Genomic DNA, 14591 nt, shown 5'->3' with positions numbered 1-14591 from the left:
GCCGGGTCAGTTCGCGCTGAACTGGGACGCGATCGCGCTGAGCTGCCGCTGCGCCATGACCAGGTTGCCGACCGCGCGGTCGAGCCAGACGTAGAGCACCAGGCGCGCTTCGACCTCCGTCGAGAGCAGCCGCATGACGTGGTATCCGTTGCCCGCTGTGATCACGATGTCCTCGACGTGGGCGGGCTGGCCGACCGTCGCGAACGCGGCGGTCTGCATGGTCGCGTGGATCATGCCGACCGCGTCGGCGGGGGTGTCGTCGCGACTGCCCGGCCCGCGCCCGGCCGCGCCGATGACCGAGCCGCTGGGGAAGTCGATGAGACTGGCGCCGTGGACGCCCTGGAGGGCCATCAGACGGTGAAGACATTCGTCGATGTCAAGCACACCCGCTCCCCAGAAGTTCATGACGCCACCCACGATTCACGTCGCCACCGAACGCGCGAAAACGCCACGGCAGTAACGGTTAGCTCGGTGAAGACTACAACAGGTGACCGAGATAAAGGATGGTTCAGGTGAAAACTATTCGTTCGCAACTTCTGCCCGAAAGGCCATTGAAGTCGTATATAGATGGTCCGACAGCAGGAATGCCGAGAGCCTCACCAACTCCCGACCGCTCGGCAGGTTACGCACGTTCCACCTCGACGAATCGCACAAGCTGTCCGTCACCAGGGGGTTGCGTCGCGCAACGAACTGTCCTATGGCGACCAGCACCGTGCTCCACGCGAACAGCGGGCGGGCCGTGTCAGGTGACACGGCCCGCCCGCCTGGTGCGGCACTGCTCGCGATCAGTGGGACCGCTTGGACTTGCGGCCCAGCCACCAGACGACGGTGACCACCGCCGCGCCGATGAGCCAGGGTCGCGGGTTGCGGCGGACGCTGTGCATCACGTCGCGGCCCATCTCCTCCCACTCCTGCGAGCTGGACGGCATCCGGTCGGCCAGGTCGTGCACGACCTCGCCGGCCCTGTCCTTGGCCAGCACCGCCGTCGCAGCGACCTGGTCCTTGACCTCACCGGCCTGTGCGGCGACGGTGCGGCCCGACTCGGCCAGCGTGTGCCCGACCTCACCGGCCTGCGCGGCGACCGCGCGACCCGACTCGGCCAGCGTGTGCCCGACCTCACCGGCCTGCGCGGCGACCGCGCGGCCCGACTCGGCCAGGGTGTGCTTGAGCTGCTCCGCCGAAGCGGCGACTCCGTTGCTGTTCTTGGCCATTGAGCTGCCCTCCTCTGTCGCGCCGAGCACGCCTGAAGGGAACGGCGGCCCGTTGCGAACCGGATACCCGCTCAGCGGGCCGCTAACCTCCGTCCGGAGGGGACATGACGGCACGCGGCGCGTTCCGGCAGGGCCCGGACGGCCGCCGGCGGAACGTCTGTCCAGGTCAGCTGGGGCGTACGCCGCTGACGGCCCAGGCTCGTGCGGGCAGTGTGATGGTTCCGTCGGCGGCGACGGGCAGCGCGTCGTGGAGCCGGTCACGCAGCGCGTCCCGGTCGGCCGCGGACAGCGTGGCGACGTGACCGGGTGCGGGACCCTGCCCGCCGAGGAACGGCGTCCACAGGTCGGCGAAGTCGGTGAACACGGCGACCGCCTCGACCGGGCGCACCGTCACGGCGGACAGGCCCGCACGGGTCCACAGGTCCGACAGCGGCTCGGGTCGGCACAGCGGGAAGCGGCGGCCCTCGTCGAGCGGTGCGGCGGCCGGGTCGCCCGCGGCGGCCGCGTCCCAGAAATGCCGCAGCAGCGCCATACCCTCGGCGTAGTCCCAGACGTAGGCGGCGACCGCGCCGCCCGGCGCCGCGGCGCGCACGCATTCGGCCACGGCCTGCTCGGGCTCGGGCACGAAGTTGAGCATCAGGCCGCTGACCACGGCGTCGAAGGAGCCGTCGGGCACCGGCAGCGACCGGGCGTCGCCGCTGTAGAACGTCACCCGCGGATCGGTGACGCGGGTGCGCGCGTGGGCCAGGAAACCTTCCGCGGGATCGACCCCGGTCACCCGGGACGGCTCGGCCCGCGCGAGCACCGCGGCGGTCAGCGCGCCGGTGCCGCAGCCCACGTCCAGCCAGCTACGCCCGGACGGCACCGCCAGCAGGCGCACGAACGCGTCGGCGATCCGCGCGCTCCACCGGCCCATGTAGACCTCGTACGCAACGCCTGCCGTCCAGAGATCCGCCACGCGAACGAGGATACGACCGCCGTCCGACTCAGCTGACTTCGCGGACCAGTGTGAAGGCCCCGTTCTTGATCTGCAGCAGGACGAAGGTGGGGTTCGGCTGGGTGCCGTTCGCGCTGAACTGCGCCGGCCCGGAGAGCAGTTCGATGTCGCCGGGTTTGGTGTCGGCGATCGCCTTGCGTACGGCCTCGCGGTCGGTCGTGCCCGCGCGCTGGATCGCGTTGGCCGCCAGGCGTACCGCGTCGTAGCCCTGCATGGTGAACGGCCCCGGCTCGTGGCCGTACGAGGCCCGGTACTTCGCCGCCCAGGCGTCGGCCTTGGGCTCGAACTGCGCCAGTGGCAGCGTGATGCCGTAGACGCCCTCGGCCTGCTTGTCGTCGAGCACGTCGAACAGGGTCGGGTCGGTGCCCGCGTCGGACAGCATGATCGTGTCGCGGTAGCCGCCGTCGCGCAGGTCGCGGATCATCCGGCCGGCCTCGGGGTAGTACCCGGTGAAGAACACGAGGTCGGCGTCGACCTCTTTGACCTTCTCCAGCACCCGGGGGTAGCTGGTCGCGCCCTGGCTGACCTTCATCTGCCCGGCCAGGGTCAGCGGTCCGCCGTCCTTCTCGACGCTGGCGACGGCCGCGGCGGCCATGGTCTGCGGGAAGCTGGTGCCGTCGTCGATCACCAGGAGCCGGCGGCGGCCGAGCTTCTCCATCGCGTCGACGGCGCGGTCCGCCTCGATCGTGGTGGTTCCGGCGAGCAGGAAGACGCTGTCGTAGCCGGGAGCGAGCAGGTCGGTCGAGTTCGCCGCCGGGATGATCATCGGAATGCCGGCGGTCCGGAAGACCTTGAGCGTCGGCACCGCGGCCACACTGCACCCGCCGCCGACGGATACGGTGATGTCCCGCCCGATCATCTCGTTCGCCTTCACCACGGCGGTGCCGGGGTCGCAGGCGTCGTCGCCCACAGCCAGCTCGATCTTCCGGCCGAGCACCCCGCCCGCGTCGTTGACGTCCTTGACCGCTATCTGGAACGCCTCCAGCAGGCGCTGCCCGGTGGGCGCGTTGTCGCCGGTCAGCGGGACGAGTGCGCCGAGTCGTATGACATCGGGCGTCTTGTCCGCTTCCTCGGGCTGGCTGCAGGCGGCCACACCGCCCAGCAGCAGGGTGGCCAGCAGCGCCACCGCCGTTCGCAGCCGCCGCGGCATTCGCGGTCCGTGGAGGATGTCCATATCGTGAATTATTATCAGAGTTCGCGGGATAAGCCGGAATTGCCGCGTGGAAGATCGCGTTGACCACCGGACAAGACCCGAACGGAGCGGTCGCCAGGTCGCTCGGAGGAGGACCCCCGAAAAATGCACTGGCCGTCTTGGAGGCGGGCCGTCGAACGGCTCGGCAGGCGAGGCAGGGCCGCCCGCCGGGCCGATCCGGTGCTGCGGCCCCGTCGCAGCCTCGGTATGACCGCCGCGCTCGCCGCGGTGCTCTGCGGGCTGGGCGCCTTCACGCTGTGGGGCACGCTGCAGGCCACCCGGGCCACCGAGGTGCAGAGCCAGGCGCTCGTACTCGACGCGATCTTCAGCGAGGCCAGCGCCGCCGTGGCGGTTCAGGAGATGCAGGCCCGGCACTACCAGCTCGAACCGTCCGTGGCCAGCCGCGCCCGCTACCTGGAGTCGGCCGCGCAGGCCGACGCCACACTGCGCCGGGCGGTGGAGCTGAGCACGGGACCCGCGCTGGAGGACGCGCTGCGGCTGCAGGCCGAGCAGTCGGCGTACCGGCAGGCCGCGGATGAGTTGATCATCATGGTGACCGACCGCAACCCCGAGGCCGTCCAGCAGGACCGGCTGGAGGTCACTCCGGCGTACTACACACTTCAGCACGACATCACCGAAGTAGCCCGAGACCACCACACACAGGCACAGAAGCTCGTCGCCGACCTGCGCAAGGTGCAGACCCGGATGTTCGCCGCGACGATCGTCGGGTTCGCCGTCGGCCTGGGCCTGGTCGCCGCGATCTGGCGGGTCATGCTCGGCTACCAGCGCCGCGTGCTCCAGCACGCCGAGGTCAGCCAGTACCAGGCGCTGCACGACCCGCTCACCGGGCTGGCCAACCGCCTGCTGTTCCAGCGCAGGCTGGAGGACGCCCTGGACCCGGCCCGACCCGACGCAGAACAGCTCGCCGTGATGCTGATCGACATGAACGGGTTCAAAGCCGTCAACGACACCCTCGGCCACCAGGCCGGCGACGACGTGCTGGTGGAGACCGGGCACCGGCTGCGCAAGGTGGTCCGCGACGGGGACACCGTCGCCCGGCTCGGCGGCGACGAGTTCGCCGTGCTGCTGCCCAGCGTCACGTCCGCCGAGGGGGCCGTCGAGATCGCCGAGCGGGCCACCGGCGCGCTGCGCCGCAACTACCTGCTGCCCGCGGGCTCCGCGGCCGTCAGCGGCAGCGTGGGCATGGTGCTGGGCCGCCCCGGCACCTGCGCCGAGGACATGCTGCGCCACGCCGACGCCGCCATGTACCGGGCCAAGACCAGCGGCAAGGGCGTCGCCCTGTACGACCCCGAGGTCGACACCGACCAGCCCGGCCGGATGGCGCTGTTCGGCGACCTGCGGGCGCTGCTCACCGAGGGCGACCCCGACGGCCAGCTGGTGCTGTACTACCAGCCCCAGGTGCGCCTCGCCGACGCCACCGTCAGCGCCACCGAGGCGCTGGTGCGCTGGCGGCACCCGCAGCTCGGGCTGCTGTCGCCGGGCGCGTTCCTCGGCGTCGCGGAGACCGGCGGTCTGGAGATCCCACTCACCTACCACCTGCTCCGCATCGCGGTGAAGCAGGCCGCGCACTGGTGCGCGCAGGGCCGGCCGATGACCGTGTCCGTCAACGTGTCGCCGAACTGCCTGCTCGACGACGCCTTCGTCGGCGAGGTGCGCTCGGCCGTGGCCGAGCACGGGCTGCCCGCCACGCTGCTGCGCCTGGAGATCACCGAGAGCGGCATGACCACCGACCCCGGGCGGGCCCAGGACGCGCTGCGCCGGGTACGCCGGGACGGGGTGCAGGTCTCGATCGACGACTTCGGCACCGGCTTCAGCTCGCTGAGCCAGCTCAAGCTGCTCGCCGCGGACGAGTTGAAGATCGACCGGACCTTCATCCACGATCTGGCCACCGACCCCGGCGACGCCATCCTGGTGCGCAGCGCCATCGAGCTGGCGCACAACCTCGGCCTGTTCGTGACGGCCGAGGGTGTGGAGGATCTCACCGCGCTGGCGATCCTCGACGACCTGGGCTGCGACCAGGTGCAGGGTTTCGCGCTGGCCTACCCGGTGCCGGCCGACGAGCTGATGGCGGAGATCCGCAAGGCGCAGGACACCGCCCGGACCACCCTCAAACCGCCCACCCGCCGTGGCGCCACCACGGTGCAGACGCAGACCGCGGCGGCCCTCAATCCGTGACCGCCGCGCCCGCCGCGCCGGTACGGGCACGGCGGACGCGGCGCGCGGTCAGTGCGCGTAGACCTCGAACTCGGAGATCTGCGCCGCCGGCCAGCCGGTGTTGGCCGTGAACGTCAACGTCAGCTCCCGCGCCGTGACGGCCGGGAAGGTGATCGTGACGACGTTGCCGCTCTCGGGGGCGAACAGGTGCTCGGCCGCGTCCACCAGCGGAGCGCCGTCGGCCGACACCGCGATGGTCTGCCACCGGCCGCCCCAGTTGGCGGGCAGTTTCAGCACGATCCGGCTGACCGACACCTGGTGGCCGAGGTCAAGCGTGACGGTCTGCGGGAAGGCCCCGTTGAGGCTCTCGAAGTACGTCGACTGGTCGCCGTCGACCAGGTTCGGCGGCGCGATCCACCAGCCGGCCTGCGAGCTGGCCGTGATGTCGCGGCCCAGGGCCAGGTTGCCGTCGGGGTCGAACCCGATGCCCTTCAGGCCCACCACGTACGGACCGGCGGGTGAGGTGCTGTGGACGGTCAGCAGCCCCGCGTAGTTGCCCGAGGACTGCGGGGCGAAGCGCACCTGCAGTGTGCAGGTCGCGCCGACCGCGATCACGGCGCAGCCGCTGTCGACCGCGTACCCGCGCGGCGGCACGACGGCGTCGATCGTGATCGGCAGCGGGCCGGGGTTGGTGATCGCGACGGGCCGCACGGCCTCGGCGCCGATCGGCTGGAAGCCGTACTCGACCCCGGTGGCCTGGGCGATCTCCAGCTGCCCGGCCGGGGCGAAGCCGCAGCGGGCACCGTTCCAGCCGAGGTTGCCCGCGCCGCGGGTCACCGTGAAGCCGGTGGCGCAGTCGTGCACGCCCGTGTCGCCCAGTCCGAACGCGACCACCTTGGTGAACGAGGCCGCCCCCGGCGACTGCAACTGCAGGGCGACGGTGCCCGCCCCGGCGACGGTCACCCGCTCCACCGACACGTTCGTGATCGACTTGCCGAAGAACTGCAGCCCGGCGTACGAGCTGTCCAGCAGCGTGGTGTCGCGGACCCGGACGGCCCCGGTCATCGGGGCGTCGGCGGCCCAGAACCACAGCGCGGCGATCTGCGTCGGCTCGTTGGGCACCAGGCTGCCGGTGCGCACCAGCAGGTTGCCGCTGATCGTGGTGGCGCCGGCGAGCGGGCTCGCGCCGAAGCGGTTGCCGACGTGCACGCCGCCGCCCTGGGTGACGGTGTCGGCGGCGACGTTGTCGCTGACCGTGTTGTCGCGGCCGCCGTACACCGCGAAGCCGTTGGCCAGCAACGGTGCCGAGACCGTGTTGCGGGTGAAGGTGTTGCCCGTGTCGGCGTTCGCGGCCGACCACATCGCCATGCCGTCGTCGCCGGTGTTGCGCACGAGCAGGTTGGTCACTGTGCTGTGGCTGACCCCGTTGTGCAGGTTGAGGCCGTCGGCCCAGACGTTCTTGATGCGGCCGCCGTCGACCGTCAGGCCCTCGGACGGGCCGTCGAACCACATGCCGACCTTGACGTGCTCGACCCAGACGTTGCGGATGGTCGAGCCGCTCAGCGAGCCGCCGAAGCCGCTGTCGATGGTGGCGTCGTCGCGCACCACGGTCTCACCGAAGACGGCGAAGTCGGACAGGTGCACCGCCGTGCTCGGGTTCGGCGCGGCGTTGCCGAACACGCCGACGCCCGCGCCGCGCAACACGGTGCGCCACGGGCCCGCGCCGCGTACCGTCACCCGGTCCACCTGGAGGTGGCGGGTCACGGCGTAGTCGCCCGGCGGGATCCACAGGCCGCGCTGCTGCTCGCGGGCGGTGTCGATCGCCGTCTGCAGCGCCTGGCCGGAGTCGGCCGCGCCACTCGGGTCGGCCCCGAAGTCGAGCGCGTTCAGGTAGCCCGCGGGCGCGGCGGGGGCCGGGGCGACGACCTCGAAGTCGGCGAGGTCGACCACGGCTGCGGCGCTGGCCTTGAACCGCACCCGGGTCCCTGCCGGCAGCGTGCGGCCGAACATGGTGCGCGCGTCGTCGAAGTAGTGGTGCTGACCCCGGTCGGACGGATCGTTGGTGTACGGGAAGTTGCCGTACACGTGCGCGTACTTCGAGGTGAGGGCCAGTTGTCCGGCGGACCTGCCGTCGGCGGTGACCGTCAGCGCCGCCGTCGTGCCGTCGGGCACGGAGTAGCGCACGTCGACCGCGTTGGCGGGCTTGGCCAGGGTGAACTCGACCCACTCCCCCGCGCCGAGGGCGACCGCGCGGCGGCCGGACGCCTCTGCGGCGAGTTGCGTGAACGCGCGGGTCGCGGCGAGCACGCGGCCGTCGGTGCGGGCGTGCTCGGCTTCGTACTCGGTGAACGGCACGGTCGCGCCGCGTGCGCCGTGGAGGACGGGCAGCGGCAGGGCGGTGCCGGGCAGGGTGGGCACGGTCGGGACGGCCGGACCGGCGAGCGCGGCCGTCGCGTTCGTGGCGGCCAGGACGCCGGCCGCGGCGAGCGTCGTCGCGGCCAGCAGGGCGGTGCGGAGCTTCATCAATGGCTCCTATCGGGATGATCTGCGCGGATGTGGTCGCGCTGAAGGGTTCGGGGCAGGGGGTTCGCGGCCGGCACGCGGAGCGGGCGGTGTTCGGCGGCTGTTTCGGACACGTCGCGAGCGTGTTCCGACGACGTCAGCAGATTAGGGCCGCCACCGCCGCCACGTCCAGAGGAGTACGCAAAATTCAAACAAAGGTCCAGCACGCTCTTGCCGAGCCGCCTTGGTGGGCAAAGCTCCCCTTATCCCTGATCAGACAATGTCTTTGACGGTCGAGTAAAGCGTGGCAGGCTGGGTATCGGCCCCGAGTCGAGGCCCGTGGCAGCCTCACGACAGCAGTGTTTACGCAAATAACCCGACGACTTGTGCAAGCTGTTGCATTAACGCCACGGTCCACACTGGACCCTTCGAGGACGGATGATGGCGGAATGACAGAAGCAGTGCTGGCTGACGACGGGGCCGCGCTGTGGACCCGGCGCACGGGCAGCGGTCCTCCACTGGTGCTGTGCCACGGCGGGCCCGGGCTCTGGGACTACTTCGACGACGCGGCCGCGCTGCTCGACGGGGACTTCACCGTCGTGCGGTGGGATCAGCGCGGCTGCGGCCGGTCTCCGTCCACCGGGCCGCACACGATCGAGCAGAGCGTCGCCGACCTGCACGCCGTAGTCCGCAGCACCGGGCAATCGCCGGTCGCCGTGCTCGGCCACTCCTGGGGTGGCCTGCTCGCGCTGCGCTACGCGCTGGCCCACCCCGTCCGCGTCAGCCGACTGGTGTACGTGTCCGGCGTCGGCGTGGACCCGGCGGCCACCTGGCGGCACGACTTCCTGACCGGTGTGCGCGCCCGGCTCGGCCCGCGCCTCGCACGCTTCGACGAGCTGCTCGGCCGGGAGCGCACCCCCGCGCAGGAGCGGGAGTTCGCGGTGCTGCAGTGGTCCGCCGATTTCGCCGACCCGGCTACGGCGTACGACCTGGCCGACCGCTTCGCGACCCCGTTCCTCGGCATCAACCGCGACTGCCACGCCGCCCTGACCCGGCAGACCGACGAGTACGTCGACTCGGGCGCGGCGCTCGCCGCGATCGCGGACCTCGGCACCCCCACACTGATCATCGACGGCGCCCAGGATGTCCGCCCCCGGCGCAGCGTGGACTCCCTGGCCCGGTCGCTGCCCGACGCCCACCGGATCAGCCTCGACGCAGGGCACATGCCCTGGGTCGAACAGCCGGCGGCCTTCACGACCGCGGTGCGGGACTTCCTCCGCGCCGACCCGGCTCCGGCAACCCCGTAACGGCCTCGACCAGGCGAACGGCCCGGTGGCAAGGACCCGATAACAGACCTGGGCGGGCCTGCGGCTCAGTAACGTGGACGGCGTGACAGGCGACGGGATCACCCGCCGGGGGCTGCTCACCGCGGCGGGAGCCGCGCTGGTCGCCACGGGCCTCGGTGGCTGCGCCAAGCGACCGGGCGCGACGACGCCCGCGGCCGCGGTCACCACGCCCGCCCCCGCGACCAGTCCTGCCCTGGACGAGGCCGCACTGCGCAAGAAGATCGCCCGGATGATGATCGTGGGTTTCCGCGGCGCCCAGGTCGGCCCCGACGACTGGATCATGAAAGACATCACCGATCGCGGGCTGGGCGGCGTCATCCTGTTCGACCGGGACCAGCTGACCGGCGGGAGCCGCAACATCAACTCCCCGCCGCAGGTCACCGCACTGATCAAGACGCTGACCGGGGCGGCCCCGCACGGCCTGATCGTCTCCATCGACCAGGAGGGCGGCAAGATCGCTCGACTCGGCCCGCAGAACGGCTTCCCCGCCACGAAGTCGCAGGCCGAGATCGGCGCGCTCAACTCGCCTCCGGCCACCCGGGCCTGGGCCGGGGGCATGGCGCAGACCCTGGTGCAGATCGGGGTGAACTTCAACTTCGCGCCCGTCGCCGACCTCGCGGTGAACCCGGACAACCCGGCGATCGCCCTGCTCGGCCGCAGCTTCTCGGCGAATCCTGACGTCGTGGTGTCCTGCGCGACCGACACCATCGACACCTACCGCAAGGCGAACGTGCGCACCTCGATCAAGCACTTCCCGGGACTGGGCAGCGCCACCGGCAACACCGACTTCGAGGCCGTCGACGTGACCGACACCTGGACCCGGGCCGAGATCGTGCCGTTCCAGCGCCTGATCCAGTCCGGCACCGCCGACACCGTGATGGTCACCCACTTCCTGAACCGCAAGCTCGACCCCGATCGGCCGGTGTCGCTGTCCCATGCCGTCGTCACCGACCTGCTCCGCGGGCAGCTGGGCTGGGACGGTGTGGTGGTCACCGACGACATGCAGGCCGTCGCGATCACCAGCCGGTACGCCCGGGACGAGGCGACCACGTACGCCCTGGAGGCCGGGGTGGACCAACTCGTCTTCTGCAACCAGGCGGTCTACGACCCGGCGATCGTCACCGAGACCGTCGAGCACGTGCTCGGGCTGGTCCGCGCCGGAAAGATCCCGGCGGCGCGGATCGACCGGTCCGTGGCCCGCATCGACGCCCTGTGGCCACCGCGCTGAGCAGCCGGAATGATGTCGCGGGGCGACCGGGGCTTCCCGTAGGGTAGAACGCCATGCGTGGCTGACCCCAGGCTGCTCCGCTGCTTGAACCGGACATCCGGCCAACCGGCATGCCGAGCCCGCGCCGCTGCATAGGGTGGTTGCTGTGCCGGTGAGGAGAGCCGTACTGGCCGTGGCGCTCGCCGCGCTGATGGTTCTGTCGGGGGTGGCCGGGTGCGGCACGCTGGCGGCGCGGCCGGCAGCCGCTCCGTCGCCCGACGTCGCCACCGGCCTGACCGCCCGGCTGGACGCGGCCGTGCAGCAGACGATGGGCGAACTCGGCGTGCCCGGTGCGATCGTCGCCGTCGCCGTGCCCGGCGTGATCGACCACACCAGGGCGTACGGTGTCGGCGACAAGGCCACCGGCACCCCGATGAGCGTCGACGACCACATGCGCATCGGCAGCGTCACCAAGACCTTCACCGGCACCGCCGTGCTGCAGCTCGTCGAGCGGGGACGCATCGCGCTGACCGACCCGATCGCCAAGTACGTCGAGGGCGTGCCCGCCGGTGACGACATCACGCTGCGCATGCTCGGCGACATGCACAGCGGGCTCGACTCGTTCGAGCAGGACCCGGAGTTCGCCACCAAGGTCCTGGACGAGCTGCCGAAAGGCCCCGACGCGGGCGCGGTCACCCCGCGGGAGCTGGTCGAGCTGACCGCCCGCCATCCGCTGAACTTCGCGCCGGGCAGCCGCTTCCAGTACTCGAACGTCAATCTCGTGCTGCTCGGCATGGTGGTCGAGAAGGCCGGCGGGCAGCCGCTCGCCGAGTATTTCCAGCAGCACCTCTTCGACCCGCTGCGGCTGACCCGGACCAGCTACCCGTCCTCGGGGAAACTGCCCTCCCCGTACGCGCACGGCTACACGCTCGGCCCGGACGGCGAGGAGACCGACGCCTCGCTGTGGAACCCGGTGTGGGCGGGAGCCGCCGGGGCGATGGTGTCCACCGTCGCCGACCTGAGGACCTGGGCGCTGGCGCTGGCCAAGGGCACCCTGCTCACTCCCCAGCTGCAGCGGGTGCGGCTGGAACAGGTGGACCGGACCGGCCTGGGCGCGCTGTACCGGTTCGCCGTCTTCGAGGTCGCCGGATGGTGGGGGCACAACGGCAGCATCCCCGGCTACAGCACGGTGGTGGTGGCCATCCCGGAGCGCAACGCCACCCTGGTGGTGCTGGCGAACACCGACATCCCCGCCCAGCACGCCGCGGGCCGGATCGCCGAGGTGGTCACCCGGCTCGTCACGCCCGACAACGTGTACGACCTGGCCGCCCCGGTGCCGCAGGCCACACCGACCCCGGGGCGGTGACCCCCGGCTCGACGATCGGAACCCGAGGCGCGCGGCGGTTCCGGACGCAGAACGTCCGCAATGGGTTCTAGGGTGCGGCGAGACACTCCCCCGACCGACGAGGAGCTTCCCATGGCCGAAGTGCTGCTGTTCCACCACGCACAAGGGCTGACCGAGGGCCTGCGAGCCTTCGCCGACCGGCTGCGCCAGGCCGGGCACACGGTGCACACGCCGGACTCGTACGACGGCAACGTCTTCGCGACGCTGGACGAAGGGCTGGCCTACGCCCGCGAGACCGGGTTCGGCGAGGTCATGGAGCGAGGGGTACGGGCCGCCGACGCGCTGCCCGCCGAGCTGGTCTACATCGGCTTCTCGCTGGGCGTGATGCCCGCGCAGCGGCTGGCGCAGACCCGGCCCGGCGCTCGCGGCGCGGTGCTGCTCGAGTCCTGCGTGCCGCCGTCGGAGTTCGGTGGGACCTGGCCCGCGGCGGTGCCCGTGCAGATCCACGGCATGGACGCGGACCCGTTCTTCGCCGGCGAGGGCGACATCGACGCGGCCCGCGCCCTGGTCAAGGAGGCCGCAGACGGGGAGCTGTTCGTATACCCGGGCGACCGGCACCTGTTCACCGACAGCTCGCTGCCTTCGTACGACGCCGAGGCCGCCGCACTCGTCACCGACCGGATCCTCGGTTTCCTGGCCCGCTGACGCGATCACCACCCGGCGCCACCGGGCCGCCTGCCGTGAGGTCGTCCGGCGCGCGGCCCGGCGGCGCCGTCGTGTCAGGTCGCGTGTCAGGCGCGTGTAAGGGGAGTGACAGGCCAGCCCCCGATAGTCGCCGCATGACGAAATCTGCGATCACGGTCTCCGGACTGCGAAAGGCGTACCAGGACAAGGTCGTGCTCGACGGCATCGACTTCGAGGTCGCCGCGGGCACGGTGTTCTCCCTGCTCGGCCCGAACGGGGCGGGCAAGACCACCACGGTCAACGTGCTGACCACGCTGATGCGGGCCGACGGCGGCACGGTCCGCGTCGCCGGCCACGACATCGCCACCGAGGCCAAGGCGGTGCGCGCCGCGATCGGCGTCACCGGCCAGTTCGCCGCCGTGGACGAACTGCTCACCGGGCAGGAGAACCTGCGGCTGATGGTCGACCTCAGCGGGGTGCGTGACGGCGAACGCGTCGTCACCGAGCTGCTGGAGCGTTTCGAACTGACCGCGTCGGCGGACAAGCCCGCCGCGACCTACTCCGGCGGTATGCGCCGCAAGCTCGACCTGGCGATGACCCTGGTCGGCAACCCGAGCATCATCTTCCTCGACGAGCCGACCACCGGCCTGGACCCGCGCAGCCGGCACACGATGTGGTCGATCATCCGCGGCCTGGTCGCCGACGGCGTGACCATCTTCCTCACCACGCAGTACCTGGAGGAGGCCGACCAGCTCGCCGACCGCGTCGCGGTGCTCGACCAGGGCCGCCTGGTCGCCCAGGGCACGCCCGACGAGCTCAAGCGCCAGATCCCCGGCACCCACATCCGGCTGCGGTTCACCACCGTCACCGAACTCGACGCCGCCGCGCGGGCCTTCCCCGACGCCACCCGCGACGACGAAGCCCTGGCCCTGCGGGTGCCCGGCGACGGCGGCACGAAATCGCTGCGGGCCGTGCTGGACCGGCTCGACGAGCACTCCCTCAGCGCCGAGGAGTGCTCGGTGCACACCCCCGATCTCGATGACGTCTTCCTCGCCCTGACGGGCCACACCGCGGAGGTCGCGAAATGAGCGCCAAGTCCCACTCGCTGGTCATGCTGCGCCGCAACGCCAAGCACATCGCCCGGAACCCCACCTCGGTGTTCAACGCGGTCGTCATGCCGATCGTGATCATGTTGATGTTCGTGTACATGTTCGGCGACGCCTTCGACGTCGGGGTCGACTACATCGACTACGCGACACCGGGCCTGATCCTGCTGGCCGTCTGCTACGGGCTGGGCGGCACCGCGACGTCGGTGAACTCGGACATGACCAAGGGCATCATCAACCGCTTCAAGGTCATGGACGTGTCCCGCGGCGCGGTGCTGACCGGCCACGTCGTGGCCAGCGTGCTCACCAACCTGATCGCCATCGCGGCCCTGGTCGGGGTCGCGTTCCTGCTCGGCTTCAGCCCGGCCGCGGGCCCGCTCGAATGGCTCGGCGCGATCGGCGTGATCGTGCTGCTCGCCTTCTCCGCCGGCTGGATCACGGTCGCGCTGGGGCTGTCGGCGAAGTCGCCGGAGACCGCGGGCATGGCCGCCGTGCCGCTGGTCATGCTGCCGTTCTTCAGCAGCGCGATCGTCCCGGCCGAGAAGATGGGCCCCGGCCTGCGGCAGTTCGCCGAATACCAGCCCTTCACCCCGATCATCGAGTCCCTGCGCGGGTTCCTCGCCGGCGCGCCGTCGGCCGACGACGTGATCCCCGCTCTCGCCTGGTGCGTCGCCATCGCCGTCGTCGGCTACCTGTGGGCGCGGTCCACGTTCACCAAGCGCGCCTGACCCATGCCCCTGCGTTCCCGTTCACCAGAGACCGCCACGACCGCCAAGGCGCTCGACGCCGCCTGATCCGACGCACCACGGCGTGCCCCGGGATCCGC

The 14591-nt window shown here is 71.5% G+C and carries 12 protein-coding genes; 7 read left to right on the top strand and 5 right to left on the bottom strand.

What is annotated here, in order from left to right; all coding sequences use genetic code 11:
* Positions 1–6: 6 nt before the first annotated feature.
* The 4 genes from AB0B35_RS34290 to AB0B35_RS34275 form a co-directional block, all read right to left on the bottom strand.
* A complete protein-coding gene (locus AB0B35_RS34290; protein WP_360538299.1) occupies positions 7–384 on the bottom strand; it encodes a hypothetical protein in 378 nt (125 codons plus the stop codon).
* A gap of 401 nt (positions 385–785) precedes the next feature.
* Positions 786–1211 carry a hypothetical protein gene (locus AB0B35_RS34285; protein WP_361053659.1) on the bottom strand — a complete coding sequence of 142 codons (426 nt, stop codon included), beginning with the start codon at positions 1209–1211 and terminating at the stop codon, positions 786–788.
* A 166-nt stretch (positions 1212–1377) separates the two neighbouring features.
* Complete coding sequence (locus AB0B35_RS34280; protein ID WP_361053656.1) at positions 1378–2169, bottom strand: class I SAM-dependent methyltransferase; 792 nt, start codon at positions 2167–2169, stop codon at positions 1378–1380.
* Between the two features lie 28 nt (positions 2170–2197).
* Positions 2198–3382: a branched-chain amino acid ABC transporter substrate-binding protein gene (locus AB0B35_RS34275; protein WP_361053653.1), complete on the bottom strand. Its 1185-nt coding sequence runs from the start codon at positions 3380–3382 to the stop codon at positions 2198–2200.
* Positions 3383–3607: 225 nt separating this feature from the next.
* Between AB0B35_RS34275 and AB0B35_RS34270 the strand changes: the two genes are divergently transcribed.
* Entirely contained in the window at positions 3608–5596 is a 1989-nt protein-coding gene (locus tag AB0B35_RS34270) for a bifunctional diguanylate cyclase/phosphodiesterase (RefSeq protein ID WP_361053650.1), read from the top strand.
* A 48-nt stretch (positions 5597–5644) separates the two neighbouring features.
* On the opposite strand, the gene AB0B35_RS34265 is transcribed toward AB0B35_RS34270, so the two are convergent.
* Positions 5645–8098: a glycosyl hydrolase family 28-related protein gene (locus tag AB0B35_RS34265; RefSeq protein WP_361053647.1), complete on the bottom strand. Its 2454-nt coding sequence runs from the start codon at positions 8096–8098 to the stop codon at positions 5645–5647.
* A gap of 428 nt (positions 8099–8526) precedes the next feature.
* Between AB0B35_RS34265 and AB0B35_RS34260 the strand changes: the two genes are divergently transcribed.
* The 6 genes from AB0B35_RS34260 to AB0B35_RS34235 all read left to right on the top strand — a co-directional run bounded on the left by AB0B35_RS34260 (position 8527) and on the right by AB0B35_RS34235 (position 14493).
* On the top strand, positions 8527–9384 hold the full coding sequence (locus tag AB0B35_RS34260; RefSeq protein ID WP_361053644.1) for an alpha/beta hydrolase: 858 nt from the start codon (positions 8527–8529) through the stop codon (positions 9382–9384).
* Positions 9385–9466: 82 nt separating this feature from the next.
* Positions 9467–10651, top strand: a complete 1185-nt coding sequence (locus AB0B35_RS34255; protein ID WP_361053641.1) for a glycoside hydrolase family 3 N-terminal domain-containing protein — start codon at positions 9467–9469, stop codon at positions 10649–10651.
* Positions 10652–10796: 145 nt separating this feature from the next.
* Positions 10797–11996 (top strand): serine hydrolase domain-containing protein, encoded by a 1200-nt coding sequence (locus AB0B35_RS34250; protein WP_361053638.1) that lies wholly within the window; start codon positions 10797–10799, stop codon positions 11994–11996.
* 111 nt (positions 11997–12107) lie between these two features.
* On the top strand, positions 12108–12680 hold the full coding sequence (locus AB0B35_RS34245) for a dienelactone hydrolase family protein (protein ID WP_361053636.1): 573 nt from the start codon (positions 12108–12110) through the stop codon (positions 12678–12680).
* Between the two features lie 134 nt (positions 12681–12814).
* Complete coding sequence (locus AB0B35_RS34240; protein WP_361053633.1) at positions 12815–13747, top strand: ATP-binding cassette domain-containing protein; 933 nt, start codon at positions 12815–12817, stop codon at positions 13745–13747.
* Positions 13744–14493: an ABC transporter permease gene (locus tag AB0B35_RS34235; RefSeq protein WP_361053630.1), complete on the top strand. Its 750-nt coding sequence runs from the start codon at positions 13744–13746 to the stop codon at positions 14491–14493. The genes AB0B35_RS34240 and AB0B35_RS34235 overlap by 4 nt, the downstream gene beginning before the upstream one ends.
* The last annotated feature ends 98 nt before the right edge of the window (positions 14494–14591 follow it).

Source organism: Catellatospora sp. NPDC049133 (assembly GCF_040648455.1).
GTDB classification, from domain to species: domain Bacteria; phylum Actinomycetota; class Actinomycetes; order Mycobacteriales; family Micromonosporaceae; genus Catellatospora; species Catellatospora aurea.
This window is presented reverse-complemented; position numbering and strand designations above follow the sequence as displayed.

Coding starts and splice junctions, on each gene's coding strand:
- AB0B35_RS34285 (WP_361053659.1), bottom strand. CDS start 1,211: ATGGCCAAGAACAGCAACGGAGTCGCCGCTTCGGCGGAGCAGCTCAAG.
- AB0B35_RS34275 (WP_361053653.1), bottom strand. CDS start 3,382: ATGGACATCCTCCACGGACCGCGAATGCCGCGGCGGCTGCGAACGGCG.
- AB0B35_RS34270 (WP_361053650.1), top strand. CDS start 3,608: ATGACCGCCGCGCTCGCCGCGGTGCTCTGCGGGCTGGGCGCCTTCACG.
- AB0B35_RS34265 (WP_361053647.1), bottom strand. CDS start 8,098: ATGAAGCTCCGCACCGCCCTGCTGGCCGCGACGACGCTCGCCGCGGCC.
- AB0B35_RS34260 (WP_361053644.1), top strand. CDS start 8,527: ATGACAGAAGCAGTGCTGGCTGACGACGGGGCCGCGCTGTGGACCCGG.
- AB0B35_RS34245 (WP_361053636.1), top strand. CDS start 12,108: ATGGCCGAAGTGCTGCTGTTCCACCACGCACAAGGGCTGACCGAGGGC.
- AB0B35_RS34240 (WP_361053633.1), top strand. CDS start 12,815: ATGACGAAATCTGCGATCACGGTCTCCGGACTGCGAAAGGCGTACCAG.
- AB0B35_RS34235 (WP_361053630.1), top strand. CDS start 13,744: ATGAGCGCCAAGTCCCACTCGCTGGTCATGCTGCGCCGCAACGCCAAG.